Here is an 18,674-nt window from a genome sequence, read left to right as displayed (position 1 = left end):
CACAATCTCCAAAGAAAGCGGTTTGCGCGAACACTTATGCTGCATGTGCGAAGCAAACATCACCAAAAACCTCGGTGCCGTAAAGCCTTTCCTTTTGCAGTGCGAATTTTTGCAACCGAGCGCCTATCGAGATCGCGTTAGAAAGAAGTGAGAACCGCGGCTGAAATATCCTTGTCAGGTCTTTTAGCCGATCCCCGGCCGAATTTTCCAAACAGAAAATTCTTTCCATTAGCGAGGCCTAAAAATAGGCACAAGGCAAACGACTTATGCAAGCAAAATCACATGCTTAAAGAATCAGCGCGGGCGCTGCCATCGCGCCCAAGGAATCGGCTAAAAAGTGACAAGTTTTAGGCATGGCCGCTCATGTCCTGACGCCAGCAACGTAATTGATTAACGGAAGGTAAAACAGTCTTGACTCATGAATGCTGCCGTGCAGCTATTGCATTGCAGCATAAAAGTGCTGACGGCACTCGACAGGCCGTTTCCAGTCCTAAATCGGAGAGTAAAATGGAACAGAATGTTGAAAAGCATGAATACGAGACACCAAGCCTGACGGTTCATGGTTCGATTGAGACCATCACCCAGGGTGGCGGCGGCAACACGGCGATCGACGCATCGTTCCCCGCGCACACGCCGATCGGCGACCTGACGTTCTCCTGAGACTTATAGCCGTTTCCAGAGTGACATTTTGGGACTCTGGATTCAAAAGCAGACGTAAGAGGGTCGGGGGGCCAGCCTCCCGACTTCTCCTGCGCCAACCGGAGATGTCGAAGCGTTTTGTCAGTGAGGTGCGGGGATGAACTGGAAGCAATCCGACCATGATCTGGCCGACCACGATAGCGTGAGTGCGACCAAGGATGCCGTGGCTTGCGAGTTCGGCGATGGCTTGGCGCTGCTCAATCTCAAATCCAATGTCTACTACAGCCTGAATGGCGTCGGCGCCTTCATCTGGGATTTGATCCAGGAGCCCCGGTCGATCGGCGACATCCGCAGCGCCGTGCTTGCGCGCTATAATGTCGACCCGGTGCGCTGCCAGGCCGATGTCGACGCATTGCTGAAGGGCCTGACTGATAATGGGCTTGCGAGACGGCATCATGAGGCACTTGTCTAAGCCGACCCAGCACAAGGCGCTGGTTTCGCAGGCCATAGTTTCGCGGACCCTGGTTTCGCGGGCCCTGGTTTCGCGGGCCACGGCTTTACGGCAGGAACCCGCGAGGGAAACAGGCCTCAAGCAGTCGAAGCGCGGCGGAAGCCGGCACGGGCTGGTCAGGATTTTCTCCCTGAGCGGCTCGGAAATGATCTTCCTTGGCCATTGCCTGCTGGTGGTGGCGACAGTTCGGCTGGGACTGACCCTGCTGTCCTACAATCGTGTACGCAGCCTGGTGACGCGGCTCGACGCGCGGCAGTGCGCCTCGATGGGCGAACTGCGGCGTGTCGCCTGGGGTGTTGCCGCCGCGGCCCGTTTCGTCCCTTACGCTACGTGCCTGACCCAGGCGCTCTCCGGCCAGTATATTCTCGCCCGCCAAGGCAATGAATCGACGATACGCATCGGCATCGAACGTGGTACGGGCGAGCAGTTGAAAGCACATGCCTGGCTGGTCAGCGACAACCATATCGTGCTTGGCGGATCGATCGACGGCTTCGCCCATCTCGTCGACCACGGCAGCCGATGAGCGGCGTCGCCGGAATCCTGCTGCGCGGAGCACACGCACCGGCGGTCGCGGCGGCAGACATTCAGCAAATGCTGGCGCGCATGCGCCATCGCGGTCCCGACGGCGGTTCATGGTGGCTGGACACCAGCATCGCCCTTGGCCAGGCCTGGCTCAACACATCGGATGAGGTCGGTCCAGGCCCTTTGACGATGGCTGGCGGCCGGCTCGCCATCACCGCCGATTGCCGGCTGGACAACCGTGACGAGTTGCTGGCCAGGCTCGGTATCCGCGACCAGTCGGTGGCCGACGCGATCGTGCTGATGCGGGCCTATCTGCGCTGGGGCGAAGCCTGTCCGGAGCATCTGCAAGGCGATTTCGCGTTCGCCATCTGGGATGACGAGCGGCAATCGCTGTTTTGCGCGCGCGATCATTTTGGCGTCAAGCCGTTCTACTACCACGCGGCGGACCGGCGTTTTGCCTTTGCGTCCGAGATCGGGCCGATCCTGGAGGTCGAAGGTATCCGCGCACGTGTCAGCGAGCGCCAGATCTCCGGCTTCCTGGCCGGGCTTCCCGACGACCCGCAGTCGACCCCCTACAGCGATATATTCAGCCTGCCGGCCCGCCACAGCCTGACCGTCACCGCGCAACAGGTGATGTTGCGTCGATACTGGCAGATCGAGCCGTCGGCGCGGCCCTTGCGGTCGGATGCATCGGAGGAATTCGCCCATCTGTTCTCGCAATCGGTGCGCAACCGTATGCGGGGGACCTCGGCAGTCGGCGCAATGCTGAGCGGCGGCCTCGATTCCTCATCTATCGCCTGTGTCGCCGGCCTGCAGAATGCCGCTGCGCGCAGGCCGAAGCTGCCGACCTTCTCGCTGATTTTCGAGAGGGGCTCGCCGATGGACGAGCGGCCCTTCATCGATGCCGTTCTCGACCAGCAGAAGGTCGACGCGACGCTGATCCCGGTCGGCAACTATGCCCCATTCGCCGAATTCGAACGCGTGCTGGAAGAACAGGAAGGAACGTTCCTGGCGCCGGGCCTGACGCTCACCCGCGGTATCTACCGGACTGCCGGCGCCAAGGGCACCAAGGTGCTGCTGGACGGCCATGGCGGCGACGAGGTCGTTTCCCAAGGCCATGGTCACCTGCACGAGCTTGCGAATGGCGGCCGATGGATGGATCTGTGGCGCGAGGTCCGCAGCGCCTCCAATACCTATGGCGACAGCACGCTTGGCCTTTATCTCCAGTTCCTGACCCTCTACGGGCCGGCCTGGCGCATCGCCAAGCTGAGGCATCTGGCCAACCGTGCCCTGAACAGGATCCGCAAGCCCGCGCACGTGCAGCGCGCACGAAGCTGGCGCGACCTGATCAATCCGGACCTTGCCAAGCGCACCGAGCTTGTCGACCGGTTTCACCGGGCCGGCTATATGCCGCCCGGCGTTCAGGCCAGCGACGCCTTGAGCCATCGCTGGATCCTGTCGAACGGCTATGTCCCGCATGCTTTCGAGGTTCTCGACAAGGCCGCCGCCAATTTCGGCGTCGAGCCGCGATACCCATTCTGGGACAAGCCGCTGGTCGAGTTCTGCCTGGCATTGCCGGGCGAGGAGAAGCTGAGCCACGGCTTTGGTCGCTATGTGCTGCGTCGCGCCATGCAAGGCGTATTGCCGGAGGCGGTGCAGTGGCGGCGCGACAAGATCGACTTCACCGCCAATCTCGTCAACGGCATGCTGCGCAACCATCGCGACCTCCTGGAACAGCTGCTGGTCTCGGATGCGAACCGCATCGCACCTTATGTCAATCTGCCGCAAGTGAGTGCTGCCTATGCGCGACTGCTGCGCCAGCCCGATCAGGCAGCCCCCCTGGATGTCCAGTATGTCTGGCGCTCGGCCTCGCTGTCGCTCTGGCTGCGGCAACTCCAGTACGGCGGGAGCCCCACGTGATGCCGCGCAACGAGCCGCTCGCTCTATACAATGATGATGCCTTTTCACATGGCCGGGCCATGCGAGAACGCCGCTTCTACCGCGCCTATGGTCTGACCATCGCGTCGGAGGTGATGTTGCCCGAACTGCAGCCGGCGCCGCCGGGGGCGGCGGATCTCGTGATCGCTGTTGGCGCGATCGACCTGCCAAAGCCGGCGCCCGAAGCCGCGACCGACTTTCGCTTCGAGCCGGACCGGCAATATCTGGCTTGGCATGCCGTGGGCGCGTTCCTGATCACCGATTTCAGCCGTATCGACATCGAACCGGCGCCCGGCGTCGACGATGCGCTGCTCGCGTTTCCGCTGCTCGGTCCGGTCATGGCGCTGCTCTTGCACCGGCGCGGCCTGCTTGTCCTGCATGCCAGTGCCATCGCCGCCGCCGGTACGAGCGCCATCTTCATGGGTGACAAGGGAGCCGGCAAGTCGACGACGGCAAGCGCGATGATCCGGGCCGGGCATCGACTGCTTACCGATGACGTGGTGGCGCTGGACCTTACCAATCCGAGTGAGCCAATGACCGTTCCGGGCTTTCCGCAGATCAAGCTGGCGGCCGACGCCGCTGCGGCGATCTCGCTCGGGGAAGCGGAAGTGCGGCCGCAAGTGCATCCGGCGATCGACAAAATGCAGCATCGCCTGAACGGTGACTTTTCGGGCGACAAGGTGCCGGCGACCAGGATCTATGTCCTCGAGCGCGGCGAAAGGGCTGACATCACGCCCTTGCCCGCCATTGCCGCCCTGCCGGCCATCATCAAATTCTCCTATGTGACGCGCTTCGGCCGTGCGGCGCTGCCCGACGACTTCGCGGCGGCGCATCTTCAGCAATGTTCATGGATTGCTAACCATATCGGCGTGTACCGGCTGGAAGTCCCGACGGGCCTGGACAGGATCGGCGAAGCCGTGGAGCTGATCGAAAAGGATCTGTCGGCTGGCAGCCGGCGGCCGTGAGCGCAACCATGTCGGAGCCCCCAATCCTTCGCCTGTCGCTGTTTCGAGAAATTGCCGCATTCGGCGCCGCCATTGCCCGGATCGGCGGCCGGCGAACATGGACGGCGCTGTTCTTCCTCATCCTCGGCAGCCTGACCGAGGGCATCTCCATCCTGCTGCTCATCCCGCTGCTGCATCTGGTCGGACGCGCCGACCAGGATTTCGCTGTTCGGCTGCCCAACAATGATTTCGTGCGCTGGCTGGTGCCTGACGGCACGCTGCAGCTGACGACCGTGCTTTGCGCGCTGGTCGGGCTTGTTGCAGCGCAGGCGGCGTTCAATCGCTTCAAGTCGGTCTACATGGCCAAATTGCTGTTCGATTTCGTCAACCGCGTTCGCATGAACCTGTTCGAAAGCATCGGCAAGGCGCGCTGGGGCGTTTTTACCCGCATGCGCAGTTCCGATCTCGATCATGCCCTGACCGGCGACATCGACCGCGTCCAGGGCGCGGCGTTCTCACTGTTGATGCTGGTGCAGATCGCCGTTCTTCTGGCTGGCTATCTCCTGGTTTCCATGTTCATCTCGCCGGTCATGACGCTGTTTGCCGTCGTCATCGGCATGCTGATGTTCGTGGCGCTGCGGCCCTTCCGGGCACGGGCCACTGCCTTCGGCCGTGTGCTGACCGCCAATCGCCAGGATCAGTACCGGACGGTCTCGGAATTTCTCGGCGGCATCAAGGTGGCCAAGAGCCTGAACGTCGAGGACAGCTATTTCGCGCAGCTTCGGTCGACGCTTGAGAGGATGAAGGCCGACAACATCGACTATGTGCGCAACAGCACCATCGGCACCGCGGTATTCCAGGTTGCGAGCGTGGTGGGCCTGAGCCTGTTCATCTATGTGGCTTTGGTCCGCTTCAACCTGTCGCTGGCCGAGATCGTCGTCCTGCTCCTGGTCTTCATGCGCATCGCGCCGCGCTTCATGGACATGCAGACGCAAGCCCAGCAAGTGCTGATCAACCTGCCCGCCTTTACGGCAATGCGCAGCCTGCAGGCACGTTTCGACGCCGAACGCGAACCAGGCCAGACCGAGTTCGCCGACGCCGGGACACTCTCCCTCAATACGGGATTGAATATTCGCGGTGTCTCCTTCGCCTACGGAGATGCTGGCGCCAAGATGGTGGTGAGCGGCATCACCTTCGGCCTGCCGGCCGGCAAGGTCACCGCCCTGATCGGCCCGTCCGGATCGGGCAAGAGCACGATCGCCGATATGCTGCTTGGCCTGCTGGAGCCTACCACCGGCATGATGCTTGTCGACGGCGTCGAGATCGATGCCAGCAATCGCCGTCGCTGGCGCGACCAGGTGGCCTATGTGCCGCAGGACGTGTTCCTCCTGCACGACACGATCGCGGCAAACCTGCGCCTTGCCGCGCCACGGGCCAGCGATGGCGACCTGTGGGCCGCGCTGCATCAGGCGCACGCCGGCGAGTTTGTCGAACGGCTCGACCTCAGGCTCGAGACGGTGGTCGGCGATCGCGGCGTGCGGCTCTCGGGCGGCGAACGCCAGCGCATCGCGCTCGCACGCGCGCTGCTGCGCAAGCCGTCGCTGCTCATCCTGGACGAGGCGACCAGCGCGCTCGACTGGCAGAACCAGTCGCTGATCGTCAGGTCGATCGACGGCTTGCGCGGCACGATGACGATCCTGACCATCGCGCACCGGCCCTCGATGATCGCCTTCGCCGACTGGGTGGTGGCGATGGAAAACGGCCGTATCGTCGAGGTCGGCCAATATCAGCGGCTGAAGGAAAAAACCGGCAGCCGGTTGTCGAGGATGCTGTCGGGGGAACAGTCAGAGAGCGAACCCGCCGATGTCGCGTGAGCCGGCGACCAAGACGCGCCGAAGCGGATTCACGCGGCGCCTAGTCTCCTGTTTCGAAGCATGCCTCCAAACCGGGGGCAGGTTTCTGCATCAATGCAGGCCGCGCCTGGCACCGCCCAGCTTCTCGCTTTCGGCGACCTCGGGTGCGTTCAGTTTGCGCTCGGCGTCACGAGCTATGTCGGCAGGCGTCGGCGCGCTCCTGGCGATCATGGTGTAGATGAGCACGAAATAGCCGGCCTGAATGATCACGGCGCAGATGATGACGCGCACCAATATTGTGCCTATCGACGCACCGCCCAGCCAGGACCAGCCGACGACGATCGCCAGAGCGAAAATCATCCCGAGGATGAATTTTGGAAGTGCCATGCCCAACAGCCCATAAACCGGCTCGGGTATTTATCACGATTGCCCCACCCGAGCGCCGTCCCTTGTCATGTGGGCTTGTTAAGGTCGCCCACCCTCGACCGGTTGCTTCCGGCCTTTTCCACCTATCGTCACCGTGACAGGTATAATTTGCAATTCTATTAAGGCGAGCAATAGGCGGCAAGGGCAACTTCGGATATTTTTGATCGAGCTTTTGCGATCGACTCTGCCATGCTGCAATGCACGCGACGGGAGCTAAGCCGATCTCCTCTCCTCGGCATTTTCAGTAAGATAGACAATATCAAGTAGTATTTTATACGGTTTTCACCATGCATCAGGGCAGGATAAAGCACTAGTTTGCAGCTTGCCCTAGCAGATAGGTAGGTCTGCCTAAAAACGGCCCCACAAAGGCCTCTATTTTTTCGGCCGTGCCCATTTATTGTCACAAATGTGCTAAATACGCCGAAATTTGTGCATGACAAGCTTATTATTTAGTCAATTCATGACGTGACTATTTCAATGGGGTGGTAAATTGTGTGTTGCGCTGCAACATTTTTTTGGTATCGTGCGCTGAACCATTCGTTCAACGCATGGAGTTTACGGCATGAGGGACGTTGCCAAGTCGGCCACGGCGAGCTTTTCGCAGGCTGACATCGATTTTCCGCCACCGATCGGCGGCTTGCTCAAACGCAGCTTCGATATCGCCGGTTCACTGATTGGATTGATCGCACTCAGCCCGCTGTTTGTCATGATAGCGCTGCTGGTCAAGTTTTCCGACGGCGGCTCGATTTTCTACGGTCACAGGCGAATTGGACGCGGCGGGCGGATTTTTCCTTGCCTGAAGTTCCGCACCATGGTTCCGGACGGCGACAGGGTATTGGCAACCTATCTCGCCACCAACCCGGACGCCAACGCGGAATGGATCGCCACCCGCAAGCTGAAGAACGATCCGCGCGTTACCCGTGTCGGAGCAGTGCTGAGGAAACTCAGCCTCGACGAGCTGCCGCAGATCATCAACATCCTGCAGGGCGACATGAGCCTTGTCGGCCCTCGTCCGGTCGTGCGCGACGAGCTGGAGATCTATGGCACGTCCGCCGTCTACTACCTGAAATCCCGCCCGGGCCTGACTGGCCTGTGGCAAGTCAGCGGCCGCAACGATGTGTCCTATGACAGCCGCGTCGCCTTCGATCGCCACTATGTCGAGAACTGGTCGCTGTTCGAGGACGTTCGCATCATCATCAAGACCGTCCCGGCCGTCTGGATGTCGCGCGGTTCTTACTGACCGGCCGGTGGCCAATGCCAGACATTGGCATCGGCCATTCGACGCAAGCTCATCGGGCGATGGGGCTATAGCGGATCGGAACGTTGAGTTGAAAACAGATTTGTTCGAAGCCTTTCGCAGCGGCCCGGATTCCGGCCGGCTGCGGCGGGCGCGTTTGCTGGCCACATGCCTTGCCATGGCGCTCGTCGTCCCGCACATCGCCGCCGCCGCCGGCGACTATCGCCTCGGCTCGCAAGACAAGCTCACCATCCGCGTCGCCGAATGGCAGACCGTCGAAGGCACATTTCGTGACTGGTCGGCGGTGAATGGCGAGTACACGGTCGGTCCATCCGGTACGCTGTCGGTGCCGTTCGCCGGCGAGTTGCCGGCATCCGGCAAGACCACGTCCGAAATCGCGGCGGCGATCGGCGAGGCTTTGCAGAAAAAGCTCGCTTTGTCAGACCGACCGGAAGCCTCGGTCGAGATGGCGCAGTTCAGGCCATTCTACATTTCGGGCGAAGTCCAGAACCCAGGCCAATTTCCTTATGTCCCAGACCTGACGGTGTTGAAGGCGATCAGCGTCGCGGGCGGCATCAGGCGCAACGCCGATTACGGCCCCCAGCTCGGCAAGGACCTTGTCACCGCCAAGGGCATGTTCGACATCTCCGACGACCAGCGCATTAGACTGATCGTCAGGCGCGCCCGCATCGATGCGGACATGGCCGGCAAGGCGAGTTTCGACGTGCCTAAGGAAGTCGAGGGCGATCCAAGGCTGCCAGCCATCGTCGCGGACGAGATGACGATCCTGACGGCCGACCAAAAGGCGCTGAAGCTGAAACTCGAGGCGCTCGACGATCTGAAAGGTGTCTTGGAGTCCGAGATCGAATCGCTGCAGAAGAAGATCGTCAATCAGCAGCAGCAGGTCGACCTGGCGCAGCAGCAACTCGCCAGCATCGGTCCGCTGGCGCAAAAGGGCCTGATCGCCAATGCCCGTCTGCTGGATTCGCGCCAGTCCGTGGCCGACCTGCAGGGCAAGATCCTGGACTACGAAACCGCCATCCTCACGGCCAAGCAGGCGATCAGCAAGGCGAAGCAGGATGCTATCGATGCCCAGAACACCTTGAGTTCAAGTCTCGCCACTGACCGGCAGCAGACCGAAGCCGACCTGAACGAGGCCGCGTTGAAGGTGAACATGCAGAAAGGCCTGATAGCCCAGGCCAGCGATCCCGCGATGGCGGCCGCTATAACAAACGATCAGCAACCTACCCTGCTCTATTCACTGGTGCGCAATCTCGATGGCAAGACCACCGAGATAGCCGCCAAGGAAGAAACCCCGGTGCTGCCTGGCGATGTGATCAAGGTCAAGCTGGCGCCGCTGGCCAGCCAGTAGACTTGCTAAGCGCTGAGCGGTTCATCATTTACAGAAATGCAGAACCGCTTCATACGCTCGTCGCCTTCTGTGAGCGGATGGTCCGCGGATATTCCCATTTGCACGTTCTGAGATTGGTTTTCGCGGCGCCGTAACTGGAAGTGCCGGCCGGACACGCTGGCGCTTCTGGAGCACGGCTTTTGGACAGTAACAGCTGCGCGCCGGACGTCCTGGTCGCTCGGAGCACGCGAGTCTGACAATCCAGCGTTTCAGTCTATTTCGCGGAGGCATGGATTTCCCGCCTCGCGCCCGGCCTGCTTGAGCCTTCGATCAGGGGAATTTGTATTGACGCGACTTCAGGTCCCGAGCCGATAGCTCACGCCTGATCGGCGACCGCCGGACGGCCGGCATGCCGAGGCCAGTCAGCCTCGCCCCCGGCCGCGTCAGCCGGCTCGGGACGCGGCGACCGCCGCCTGCGGGTAACGGGCAGCCGCGCCAGCTTGAAGAAGCTGAAATACATCAGGAAAGAACCCATGATATAGGGGTTGAGAATCTCGACCTCGACGAAGGAGCGGATCAGCAGCAGCACCATCACGCCGAAAAGGATCACCGAGTCCGCCTGCCATGCCTTGAAGATCACCGCCGAGACGTGGCCGTAGAGCGTGCGCAGCATGATCAGCGACACCAGCGTCGCTCCGACGAAGCCGAGTTCGACGAGGGCCTCGATGTAGGTGTTGTGGAAGTGAAAGCCGGTGCGGGTGGTGATGTAGAATTCGTTCCACAGCCGCTCGGCTTCAGCGAAGCCCTGCACCCAATAGGCGGCATAGCCGACGCCGAGAATCGGCGATTTCTGCACCGTGTTCCAGCCTTGCTCCCAAAGATAGGTTCGCCCGGTGAGCGTCGAATCCTTGCCGAAGAGGCCGAGGACGAAGTCCATCAGCCCGAGATTCAAGGCAACGAAGGCCGTCACGACCAGCAGGCCGGCGCCGATCAGGAAGATGACCCGGCGATAGCGGCGTGACAGAAGTTTGCTCATCGCAAGAAGCGCCACCAGCGCCAGAACCGCGGGTATCGAGGCCATCGAGGTGGCGGAATGCGAGGCGACCAGTACATAGGCCGACAGCAGCACGACGGGCACCGCCAGTATGAAGCTCAGCCGGCCGCGTCTGTAGAATGCAAGGAAGACAACGCAAAAATAGATGCCAAGCGAGCCGACAAAGCCGATCTGATTCTTGGAGGCGAAGGCGCCGACGAAGTTCACGGTGCCGTCGAGGACATCCTCGGAATAATTCCCGACCTTCACAGAATAGAGAAGGACGACGAATATCCCGACCAGCGCCCCTATGGTCAACGTGCGCACGCTGACGGTGCGCGCAGCTATGTAGGCGCAGGCAATATGGGAAAAATACTGGACCGACGTCCTTGCGGTGACGCCGGGAGCCTGCGACCAGAAAACCGAGAAGCAGACATAGGCCGCAAACAGCAGCGGCAGCCAGGCGCTGGACAGATGTCGCAAAAACCGCCGGTAGTCGACCAGGATGAGCGGAAGCCAGACCGCATAGTAGGCCAGGATCAGCACCTGGCCGAAAATGACCGAATAGGAAAACGCCCAGATCGAGACGACTACGGCAAAGGCGCCATAGACCGAATTCTTCTCGGGATCGATCAGCAGGGACTTTGGAATCTTCATCTCAGAGTCCCGCCGACACGACCCAGGGCCGGCAAGCCATGAGCCGGCCGGAATCTTCGCAAATATGGGCGTGCAATAAACGGCGTCTCCATTGTGCAGTGCAATATAACCTATTGCGCCCGGCGCTCAATGGCAAATCCGGTCACCTTGTCTTACAGCGAGGCATCTGCGGAGAGATCAGCTGGTTGCGCGTCCGAGACGCTACCAAAGCGCTCCGCCGGTGATCTGGATGTTCTCCATGGTGATGCCCTTGGCGAGATCCGAGCACAGGAATACCGCCAGAGCCGCAATCTCCTGCGGCTGCAGCATGCGCTGCTGCGGGTTGCCTTTGGCGATCTCGGCCATCGCTTCCTCAGCGGTGCGCCCCTTGCCTTCGCGCTCGACGACCTGCGCCACATTGCGGCGCATCAGTTCGGTCTCGACCCAGGTCGGGCTGATCATGACGCAGGTGACGCCATGGGCTGCCCCTTCCAGCGCCACGCAGCGTGTGAGGCCGAGAAGGCCGGCCTTGGACGCGCAGTAGGCTGGGTTGTCCTTCCAGCCGACCGAGGCGGCGGTTGAGCCGATGTTGACGATGCGGCCCCAGCCGCGTTCGATCATGCCCGGCAGTACCGCACGCGTGACGCGGAAGGCGCCCGTCAGGTTGGTATCGACGATCTTGTCCCATAACGCATCGGAATGACCGCAGACCGGCTGCTCCGCGGTCGTCCCAGCGGCATTGACCAGGATGTCGGCGGGGCCGATGGCCGCCTCGGCGTCAGCCGCGAATCGATTGGTGACGTCGCTGTCGCGCACGTCGAGATGAGCGGCGTGAACCCTCGTTCCGTGGGCGGCAAGGGCCGCACGCACGCGCTCGATTTCGTCCGCGCCGGGATAGTAAGCGGCGTCGGACCTGTCGGCGCCGGACGGCGCGATGTAGGAGCCGACGGCAACGTTGGCGCCGGCTTCAGCCAAAGCCGTGGCAATGGCAAAGCCCATGCCCGAGAACCCACCGGTAACGATGGCGCTACGGCCGGAAAGGTTGTTCATGGCGCACGGTCTCCACTTCGTTCCGGGCAGGCAATCAGGCCTGACCGGATTTGGCAATCACACCGGCGCAGCCTCCATCGCCAGCGTTTCATGTTTGCTGGAGCGGTTTACCTAACCATTCGCGATAGAAGCCTTCGAGGTCGGGCTCGAAATCGTGGACGATGGGATAACCGGGGGCCGCCGCTTCCACCTCGTGCAGCGTGCCGCATTGCGGACAGATGAACTCGCGGATTTCCATCCATTCGGGATCGGGGAGATCGCTGTTCGGGTAGATTTCGCGCAAAGCCTCCTCGGTGTTGCGGACGTTGATCGCAGCCTTCAGCTTCCAGCTCTTGCGATAGTCGCCGAAGGAGTGGCCGCATTCGCAGCGGGTAATGCGCTCATCGCCGCTCTGGCAGATGAACAGATGGTCCGAGACCGGCAGCAGGATCGGGTCGGTCCAGGCAACGCGATCCTGATAGACGGCAACCATCTTGAAGAAACGGTCATCGTCCTTGTAGGCACTCATGATCCGCCTTGTCTGTGGCCAAGGCAGCTTGCCTGCGGCCAGATCGCCCAGGACTTCCTTGCTGTACGAGGTCATGGTTTTGCTCCCGGCATGAAGATCGATCTGGCATCGACGTTCCAGAACTCGCTGAATTCGCTGGTGAAGCGCGGCGACAGCTTGATCGCGCTGGCGTACATTTTCTTCACCTCGGGGGCGAAATCGGCCTTTTCGACGCGGCCGCGCTCCTTGGCGATCCAATCCGCCACCGGTACTGCTTTCGCCAGACGCTGCTTGCGCATGGCGGCGCGGCGCTCGACCGTGGCGTCGATATCGGCGATGGGATAACCGTCCTCATCGTCCTTCAGCACGATGCCGAACACCTGGTCCGCCGCTTGCCGGGTGAGAAAGCCGTTCTCGACATCCCAGGCCGTCTTGATCGGATCGCGCTCTAGAACGTCGCCGTAACCGCCGCCGCCATTGTAGGAATGGCTGAAGATGTCGCCGGACTTGTGCGGCGAGGTGATGTAGGGGCCCTCGACCACGACATGGTCGCCACCGATGTTCCGCTCGTAGTCGGAGACATGCGGATCGATGCCGGGCGTATGCGCCAGCGGTTCGCCTTTTGCCGCCAGTTCGTGAATGTCTGAGTTGCGCACGGCGCGATGCTTCTGGCAGGTCGGCGCCGGATAACCGCCGCACATGCCGCCATTGTCGAACACGCGCGAAGAATGTTCGGAGGTGTGGAGCCGCAGATGCGACGTCTTGTTGATCAGCCAGGTCGAGACGAAGGAACAGCCGCCGCGATATTTGCCGGCGCCGCCGGAGTTGGGCACGATCGAGCGGCCGATATAGACCATCGGCATCGACTGTTCCCAGACCTCGATGTTGCCCATGTCGGATTCCGGATTCCAGCCGACATAGGCGGTGTCGAGACCATCCTTGATGGCGAGCGCGCCGGAGCCGGCGGCGGCGCATTCGAAATGCGCCATGCCGAAAGGCGTGCCGTATTGGCTTTCGCCCCCCATCTCGATCATCGGGCTGTTGACCTGACCGACAAAGGCCTCCTCGACAAAGCCGCGCGCGACAAAACTGCGCGACAAAAGCCGCTGGAAGACGCCATAGGCCGGCAGCAGCAAAGCCCATGAGGTGGCGGTCGCCACCATCTCGTTGTCGGGGTTGGTCCAGGTGCCGTGCGGCAGTTTCAGTTCGGTCGCCATCCAGGCGCCGTCATTGACCAGCCCTTCGAAATTCATGTGCTGGGTCAGCGTCACGAACATGCCGCCATCCATGCCGGCCGGCGTGCAGTTCATCGAATGGTAGCCCCAGGGCTGCGTGCCCTCGAAGTCCATGGTGATCTTGCCGTCGGTGGTGATCTCCATCTCGATCGGGATGTTGTAGAGCCAGTCGGGGTCGCCGAGTAGCTGGAAGCCGGGCTTTCCCGCCGTGACGTGGCCGTAAAAAGTGTGGCCGCGATAGATGCCGGGCACGGTGAGCTGGCGGGTGCGGGCGAGCTGGGCGCGACGGCCCTCCTCGATGAACTCCTTCGACACCTTCATCCAGTAGTCGAGGCCGATCTCGGAGATGAGCTGCTTGACGCTTTCGCGCATGTCGATGCAGGAGGCGACCTTGGCCTTTTCGTCGAGCACCCAGTAGATCGGCATGCGCAGATTGCGCTCGCAGCGGATGACGTAGTCGCGGCGGATCTCGTCGTTCTCGCCGATCTTCTCGGCGCAGACGAACAGACCCTCGGTGAAGCGCTCCTGCGCCAGACACACGTCGCCGCCAGGGGTGATGCCGCCGGCTTCCAACTCGTGGCAGACAGCGCCGGCCCAGCCGACCAGCGTGCCTTCATGGAAGATCGGCACGACGTCCATCACGTCGGGCACCTGCACGGTGCCTATGAAGGCATCGTTGTTGGCGAAGATGTCGCCTTCGCGGATGCGCGGGTTTTCCTCGTAATTGTTCTTGATCATCCATTTGATGAAGCGGCTCATCGTATGGACGTGCACCATGATGCCGTTGGAGAGCGCGATGGCGTCGCCCTCGGGCGTGTAGATGGCGACCACCATTTCGCCGACCTCTCGCACGCCGGGCGAAGCCGAGATGCGGCGGGCCATTTCGCGTGCCGAGACGCAATAGGCGCGCAGCTTGGTGTGCAGCGTCTCGAATTTCAGCGGATCCTGGTTGCGCAGCGTGAGTTCGGTGATGCCGTCATAGCAACCGGTCTCCTCCATCAGCCGCTCGGAATCGAGCAACCTTTCGCGAAGGCGCAGGGCCGAGGCAGGTTTGTCCAACATGGCGGTCGCCCTCTCAAGCGTGGGTGTAGTGCAGCAACGTCCATTCATCGACATGGACGCGGTCCTGCGGATGAACGACGAGCGTGGTGGCGGGATGTTCGATGATGGCCGGGCCGATGACTTCATGGCCGGGCTGCAAAAGGTCCATCTCGTAGAGATTGGCCTTGTGCCAGCGCCCACCGATATACGCCTCGCGCACACCCTTGTGGGCGGAAGCAGGATTGGAAGCGCCGAGGGGTCGCTTGAGCAGCACCGGCTTGACCTTGTCAGCGGTGGCGATCAGCCCGAGTTCGGTGATGGTGAAGCCGGCTTCGCCATAGCGCGACACGCGATGGTTGACCTTGGCATAGACCGCCTCGAACTCGTCGAGAACCCTGCGCATGTCGTCGGCCGAATCGACCTTGGCAAGCGGCGCCATGACCTCGACGTCCTCGAGCTGGCCGGTGTAGCGCATCATCAGGAACGGCACGGTCCTGATCTTCTCCCTGGCATGGCCGTCGGCGATCATCTCGTCGACCGCGGCCCTGGTCAGGTCGTCCCAGACAGTGGCGACCTTGGCGCCGAATGCGGCAAGCGTCGCCTCGTTGGCGCGTGGCGGGATGTCGTGCTGCGTCGAGACGGAATGCCGGCGCATGAAATCGGCCGTGGTGCAGCCGAAGGCGGAGAAGGCGGCCGCGAACTGGAAGGTGATGATGTCCTTGAAGCCGATGCCCCTGGAGCAGCCGGCCAGATGCAACGGGCCGGAGCCGCCATAGGACAGCAGCGTGAACTCAGAGGGGTGGATGCCTTGACCCGAGATGACCCGGCGCAACGCGTTGTTGGCATCGGACTCCAGCATGTCGATCATGCCTTCGGCGGCTTCCTCCAGCCCGACGCCAAGGATGTCGGAGCATTTCTCCTGGAAGGCGCGGCGGGCCTTTTCGACCTGCAGCACGACCTTGCCGCCAAGGAAATAGTGCGGGTTCAGCCGGCCGAGAATGGCGTCGCAATCGGCGATGGTCGGTTCGGTGCCGCCGCGATCGAAGCAGATCGGGCCGGGATCGGAGCCGGCGCTTTCCGGCCCAAGCGAGACCTTCCTGGTCAGGGGATCGACCTTGAGGATCATGCCGGCGCCGGCGCCGATCGTGTCGAGATGCAACGTCGGCACGTTGAGCTTGAAACGGTCCATCAGCGGCTCGTTCTCGATCCGCGTCTGGCCGCGCGTGATGACGCCCATGTCGAAGGAGGTACCGCCCATATCCGAGCAGATCAGCGAATCATTGCCGATCAGCTTGCCCACATAGGCAGCGCCCAGAATGCCGCCAATCGGGCCGGAGATCATGGTTTCATGCAGGCGCGGATGGTTGATCGAGGTCAGGCCGCCGAAGGAGAGCAGCGTCTGCACGCCATATTTGAAGCCGTATTTCTTCGAGACGTCCTCGATACCCCTAAGCTGCTTGCGGCCACGCGAGGTGGCGTAGGCTTCGATCAGCACGGAGTTCAGCCGCGACTGCTCGCGGATGACCGGGCGGACCTCATGGCTGGTGTAGACGATGATGTCGGCGCCGGCCTTGTCGACCTCCGCGCGGCAGATCTCGGCGATGCGCTTCTCGTGCACCGGATTGACGTGCGAGAAGATGGTCATGATGCAGATCGCCTCGACCTTGTCGGCGATCAGTTTTTTCGCGGCGGCGGAGACCTCGTGTTCGTAGAGCGGCAGCACGATGTCGCCGAACTGGTCGATTCGCTCGGTGACGCCATGCGTGCGGCGGCGCGGCACCAGCGGATCGGGGTGATGATGGGTGACCGCATGCAGCCGGTCGGCGTAGGAATAGTCGGCCCAGGCCTGCAGCCCTCGGCCCATCAGGATCATGTCCTCGAGGCCCTTGGTGGTGATCAGGCCGAGCCTGCGGCCGGTGCGCGACAACAGTGTGTTGAGCATGCCGGTGCCGGAATAGAGCACGACGTTGACGCCGGAAAACAATGATTCCAGCGAGATGCCCCAGGCATCCGCCGCATCCTCGGCAGACGCGAGAAAACCTTCGGCTTCGTTCTTCGGCGTGGTCGCCGACTTGCCGATCTTGAAGTGGCCGTCCTGATCGACAAGGATCGTGTCGGTCATGGTGCCGCCGGCGTCGATACCGATGACGATTGGATTGCCAATGATTGGACTGGTCAGGTTTGGCTGGGTCACGGTCGCCTCGGATCTGGTCTAGGTTGACGCAAGGCTAGATTCGATGGGCGGCCTCGCGCCATATGCCTAAAGACACAATGACGGCTGGGCTGACATCGCCGAGAAAAGGGCATGCGCATGGGCAATATTTGGGCGCCGCTCGCCAGGGCGATCGCCGCCACCGGCACCGACAGGCATGTCGACTGCCTGATCGACCTGATCGGCGCGGATATCGAGCACGATCTCGTTACGGTGACGCGCTATTCGGCGACGCAGACGCCGGAATTCATCAAGCACCGACGCTTCTCGGATGAAATGGTCCGGCGCTATCTCGACAACTACTACGTCTTCGACCCGTTCTATGCCTCGTGGCGGCGCGAGCGAAGGCTGGGCATCATGCCGCTGAAACGGCTCGCCGGCGACGAGGCCAAACGCGGCCAGTACATAGCCGGCTTCCTGGCGCAGTCGGAAATCTGCGACGAGGTCGGCATCATGCTGGCTGATGGCGGCGACTGGTGCCTCGGCATCTTCCTCGACCGCTCGACCACGTCATTCAAGGATAGCGAGATTGCCCTGCTGGATGAGCGGCTGCCGGTATTTGCAGCGCTGCATGCGCTCGACATCAAAGCGCGGGGAGCCGAGTTCTCCCGCACGTCGGCGCCGACCGGCCCCGGCGCCTCGCCCCGGCAGGAGCCGACGATCCCGGCCAGCCTGTGGCCGGAGCTGTCGCTGCGCGAGCGAGAGTTGGTCCAACTGATCCTCGCCGGTCACCCGACGGCCAACATCGCCGAACGCCTCGGCATCACCGTCGGCACGGTCAAGAACCATCGCCGGCGCATCTACGAGAAGCTCGACATCACCACGGAGCGTGAATTGTTTTTGCAGTTTTTTCAACACCGAGCGGAGCGGTAGGTGGGGTTCGGACAGCCAAGCGGTTACTGTTCTCTCCCGCTGCGGATTAGAGCTCATCCTCCCAATTGGCGCCGCCATAGAACACGCGCAAAATCACCACTTGGTCGGATTCCACGGTAAAGGTCACCGTCACACGGCGCTCGAAACCGATGATCCGAAGCCCTGGCCGCAGATCGTCACGGCGTGTTCCGCGCTTCGATGCGTAATCGAGACCCAAGCAGTAGGCCTCGAGCCGTTCGATATAGCGTATGGCTGTGACGTTGCCGGCAGCGATCTCAATGGTGTCGTATATCCATCGTAAGTCCGCTAGGGCTTCCGGCAACAGAACAACATGCCGGCGCTTCACACATCCCCCTTGAGACGGGCAGCGTGATGAGCGCGGATACTGTCAAAACCCTGGTCGGCTGGGATCACTTGAGAAGGATCTGCCTTCCATCTGTCATAAGTCGGCACGACTTCGTCGCGGAGCCAGCGCTCTACGGCTGCGTCGCGCTCCTGCAGGGCGCGAAGCCCGGCGCGGATCACTTCGCTGCTGGTCGCATAGGTTCCCGATTTCACGAGATGGTCGATGAAAGCAGCCTGCTCTGCTGGCAGGCTGAAGGTGCGTTTTTCGGTAGCGGCCATGATTTCTCCTATAACGTCGGTGTGATTATATCATACCGACGCAGAGTCGCACCTGAAATCTG

The 18,674-nt window shown here is 61.8% G+C and carries 17 protein-coding genes; 9 read left to right on the top strand and 8 right to left on the bottom strand.

Annotated features, from left to right (window positions below):
* Window positions 1-507 precede the first annotated feature (507 nt).
* The 6 genes from EOA13_RS04080 (at window position 508) to EOA13_RS04055 (ending at window position 6,428) form a co-directional block, all read left to right on the top strand.
* The gene (locus tag EOA13_RS04080) at window positions 508-660 is read left to right on the top strand and encodes a lasso peptide (protein WP_013891488.1); all 153 of its coding nucleotides are present in this window, start codon (window positions 508-510) and stop codon (window positions 658-660) included.
* 136 nt (window positions 661-796) lie between these two features.
* A complete protein-coding gene (locus tag EOA13_RS04075; RefSeq protein ID WP_127289880.1) occupies window positions 797-1,111 on the top strand; it encodes a PqqD family protein in 315 nt (104 codons plus the stop codon).
* Window positions 1,095-1,673, top strand: coding sequence for a lasso peptide biosynthesis B2 protein (locus EOA13_RS04070; protein WP_127289878.1), 579 nt, complete (start codon window positions 1,095-1,097; stop codon window positions 1,671-1,673). The genes EOA13_RS04075 and EOA13_RS04070 overlap by 17 nt, the downstream gene beginning before the upstream one ends.
* Window positions 1,670-3,592 (top strand): lasso peptide isopeptide bond-forming cyclase, encoded by a 1,923-nt coding sequence (locus EOA13_RS04065; RefSeq protein ID WP_127289876.1) that lies wholly within the window; start codon window positions 1,670-1,672, stop codon window positions 3,590-3,592. Before EOA13_RS04070 ends, EOA13_RS04065 begins: the two co-directional genes overlap by 4 nt.
* Complete coding sequence (locus EOA13_RS04060; RefSeq protein WP_127289874.1) at window positions 3,589-4,575, top strand: serine kinase; 987 nt, start codon at window positions 3,589-3,591, stop codon at window positions 4,573-4,575. Before EOA13_RS04065 ends, EOA13_RS04060 begins: the two co-directional genes overlap by 4 nt.
* Window positions 4,576-4,583: 8 nt before the next feature.
* A complete protein-coding gene (locus EOA13_RS04055; protein ID WP_127289873.1) occupies window positions 4,584-6,428 on the top strand; it encodes an ABC transporter ATP-binding protein in 1,845 nt (614 codons plus the stop codon).
* A gap of 90 nt (window positions 6,429-6,518) precedes the next feature.
* Here the strand turns inward: EOA13_RS04055 and EOA13_RS04050 are convergent, their stop codons facing one another.
* Complete coding sequence (locus EOA13_RS04050) at window positions 6,519-6,794, bottom strand: hypothetical protein (RefSeq protein WP_023811582.1); 276 nt, start codon at window positions 6,792-6,794, stop codon at window positions 6,519-6,521.
* 601 nt (window positions 6,795-7,395) lie between these two features.
* Here EOA13_RS04050 and EOA13_RS04045 point away from each other — a divergent pair.
* Both EOA13_RS04045 and EOA13_RS04040 read left to right on the top strand, forming a co-directional pair.
* Window positions 7,396-8,073: a sugar transferase gene (locus EOA13_RS04045; protein WP_023811581.1), complete on the top strand. Its 678-nt coding sequence runs from the start codon at window positions 7,396-7,398 to the stop codon at window positions 8,071-8,073.
* Window positions 8,074-8,173: 100 nt separating this feature from the next.
* Window positions 8,174-9,442 (top strand): polysaccharide biosynthesis/export family protein, encoded by a 1,269-nt coding sequence (locus EOA13_RS04040; protein WP_164779980.1) that lies wholly within the window; start codon window positions 8,174-8,176, stop codon window positions 9,440-9,442.
* A 355-nt stretch (window positions 9,443-9,797) separates the two neighbouring features.
* Here the strand turns inward: EOA13_RS04040 and EOA13_RS04035 are convergent, their stop codons facing one another.
* From EOA13_RS04035 to EOA13_RS04015, 5 genes are all read right to left on the bottom strand, one after another.
* Window positions 9,798-11,111, bottom strand: a complete 1,314-nt coding sequence (locus EOA13_RS04035) for an O-antigen ligase (protein WP_127289871.1) — start codon at window positions 11,109-11,111, stop codon at window positions 9,798-9,800.
* 201 nt (window positions 11,112-11,312) lie between these two features.
* Window positions 11,313-12,140, bottom strand: coding sequence for an SDR family NAD(P)-dependent oxidoreductase (locus tag EOA13_RS04030; RefSeq protein WP_127289869.1), 828 nt, complete (start codon window positions 12,138-12,140; stop codon window positions 11,313-11,315).
* 88 nt (window positions 12,141-12,228) lie between these two features.
* The gene (locus tag EOA13_RS04025; protein WP_127289867.1) at window positions 12,229-12,723 is read right to left on the bottom strand and encodes an acetone carboxylase subunit gamma; all 495 of its coding nucleotides are present in this window, start codon (window positions 12,721-12,723) and stop codon (window positions 12,229-12,231) included.
* Window positions 12,720-14,924: a hydantoinase B/oxoprolinase family protein gene (locus EOA13_RS04020; protein WP_127289865.1), complete on the bottom strand. Its 2,205-nt coding sequence runs from the start codon at window positions 14,922-14,924 to the stop codon at window positions 12,720-12,722. Before EOA13_RS04020 ends, EOA13_RS04025 begins: the two co-directional genes overlap by 4 nt.
* A 13-nt stretch (window positions 14,925-14,937) precedes the next feature.
* Window positions 14,938-17,067 carry a hydantoinase/oxoprolinase family protein gene (locus tag EOA13_RS04015; protein ID WP_127290115.1) on the bottom strand — a complete coding sequence of 710 codons (2,130 nt, stop codon included), beginning with the start codon at window positions 17,065-17,067 and terminating at the stop codon, window positions 14,938-14,940.
* Window positions 17,068-17,208: 141 nt separating this feature from the next.
* Between EOA13_RS04015 and EOA13_RS04010 the strand changes: the two genes are divergently transcribed.
* Entirely contained in the window at window positions 17,209-17,988 is a 780-nt protein-coding gene (locus tag EOA13_RS04010; RefSeq protein WP_127289863.1) for a LuxR C-terminal-related transcriptional regulator, read from the top strand.
* A gap of 46 nt (window positions 17,989-18,034) precedes the next feature.
* Here the strand turns inward: EOA13_RS04010 and EOA13_RS04005 are convergent, their stop codons facing one another.
* Both EOA13_RS04005 and EOA13_RS04000 read right to left on the bottom strand, forming a co-directional pair.
* Complete coding sequence (locus EOA13_RS04005) at window positions 18,035-18,334, bottom strand: type II toxin-antitoxin system RelE/ParE family toxin (RefSeq protein WP_127289861.1); 300 nt, start codon at window positions 18,332-18,334, stop codon at window positions 18,035-18,037.
* Window positions 18,331-18,612 (bottom strand): type II toxin-antitoxin system ParD family antitoxin, encoded by a 282-nt coding sequence (locus EOA13_RS04000; protein WP_127289859.1) that lies wholly within the window; start codon window positions 18,610-18,612, stop codon window positions 18,331-18,333. The genes EOA13_RS04005 and EOA13_RS04000 overlap by 4 nt, the downstream gene beginning before the upstream one ends.
* Between the last annotated feature and the right edge of the window lie 62 nt (window positions 18,613-18,674).

The organism is Mesorhizobium sp. M7A.F.Ca.US.011.01.1.1 (assembly GCF_003998295.1).
Taxonomy (GTDB): Bacteria; Pseudomonadota; Alphaproteobacteria; order Rhizobiales; family Rhizobiaceae; genus Mesorhizobium.
Note: the sequence above shows the minus strand (reverse complement) of the source record. Positions and strands in the feature narration are given on the sequence as shown.

What these genes read in the sequence shown, in the direction of transcription:
- EOA13_RS04080 (WP_013891488.1), top strand. Translation starts at nt 508, where the DNA reads ATGGAACAGAATGTTGAAAAGCATGAATACGAGACACCAAGCCTGACG.
- EOA13_RS04075 (WP_127289880.1), top strand. Translation starts at nt 797, where the DNA reads ATGAACTGGAAGCAATCCGACCATGATCTGGCCGACCACGATAGCGTG.
- EOA13_RS04070 (WP_127289878.1), top strand. Translation starts at nt 1,095, where the DNA reads ATGAGGCACTTGTCTAAGCCGACCCAGCACAAGGCGCTGGTTTCGCAG.
- EOA13_RS04065 (WP_127289876.1), top strand. Translation starts at nt 1,670, where the DNA reads ATGAGCGGCGTCGCCGGAATCCTGCTGCGCGGAGCACACGCACCGGCG.
- EOA13_RS04055 (WP_127289873.1), top strand. Translation starts at nt 4,584, where the DNA reads ATGTCGGAGCCCCCAATCCTTCGCCTGTCGCTGTTTCGAGAAATTGCC.
- EOA13_RS04050 (WP_023811582.1), bottom strand. Translation starts at nt 6,794, where the DNA reads ATGGCACTTCCAAAATTCATCCTCGGGATGATTTTCGCTCTGGCGATC.
- EOA13_RS04045 (WP_023811581.1), top strand. Translation starts at nt 7,396, where the DNA reads ATGAGGGACGTTGCCAAGTCGGCCACGGCGAGCTTTTCGCAGGCTGAC.
- EOA13_RS04035 (WP_127289871.1), bottom strand. Translation starts at nt 11,111, where the DNA reads ATGAAGATTCCAAAGTCCCTGCTGATCGATCCCGAGAAGAATTCGGTC.
- EOA13_RS04030 (WP_127289869.1), bottom strand. Translation starts at nt 12,140, where the DNA reads ATGAACAACCTTTCCGGCCGTAGCGCCATCGTTACCGGTGGGTTCTCG.
- EOA13_RS04025 (WP_127289867.1), bottom strand. Translation starts at nt 12,723, where the DNA reads ATGACCTCGTACAGCAAGGAAGTCCTGGGCGATCTGGCCGCAGGCAAG.
- EOA13_RS04020 (WP_127289865.1), bottom strand. Translation starts at nt 14,924, where the DNA reads ATGTTGGACAAACCTGCCTCGGCCCTGCGCCTTCGCGAAAGGTTGCTC.
- EOA13_RS04010 (WP_127289863.1), top strand. Translation starts at nt 17,209, where the DNA reads ATGCGCATGGGCAATATTTGGGCGCCGCTCGCCAGGGCGATCGCCGCC.
- EOA13_RS04000 (WP_127289859.1), bottom strand. Translation starts at nt 18,612, where the DNA reads ATGGCCGCTACCGAAAAACGCACCTTCAGCCTGCCAGCAGAGCAGGCT.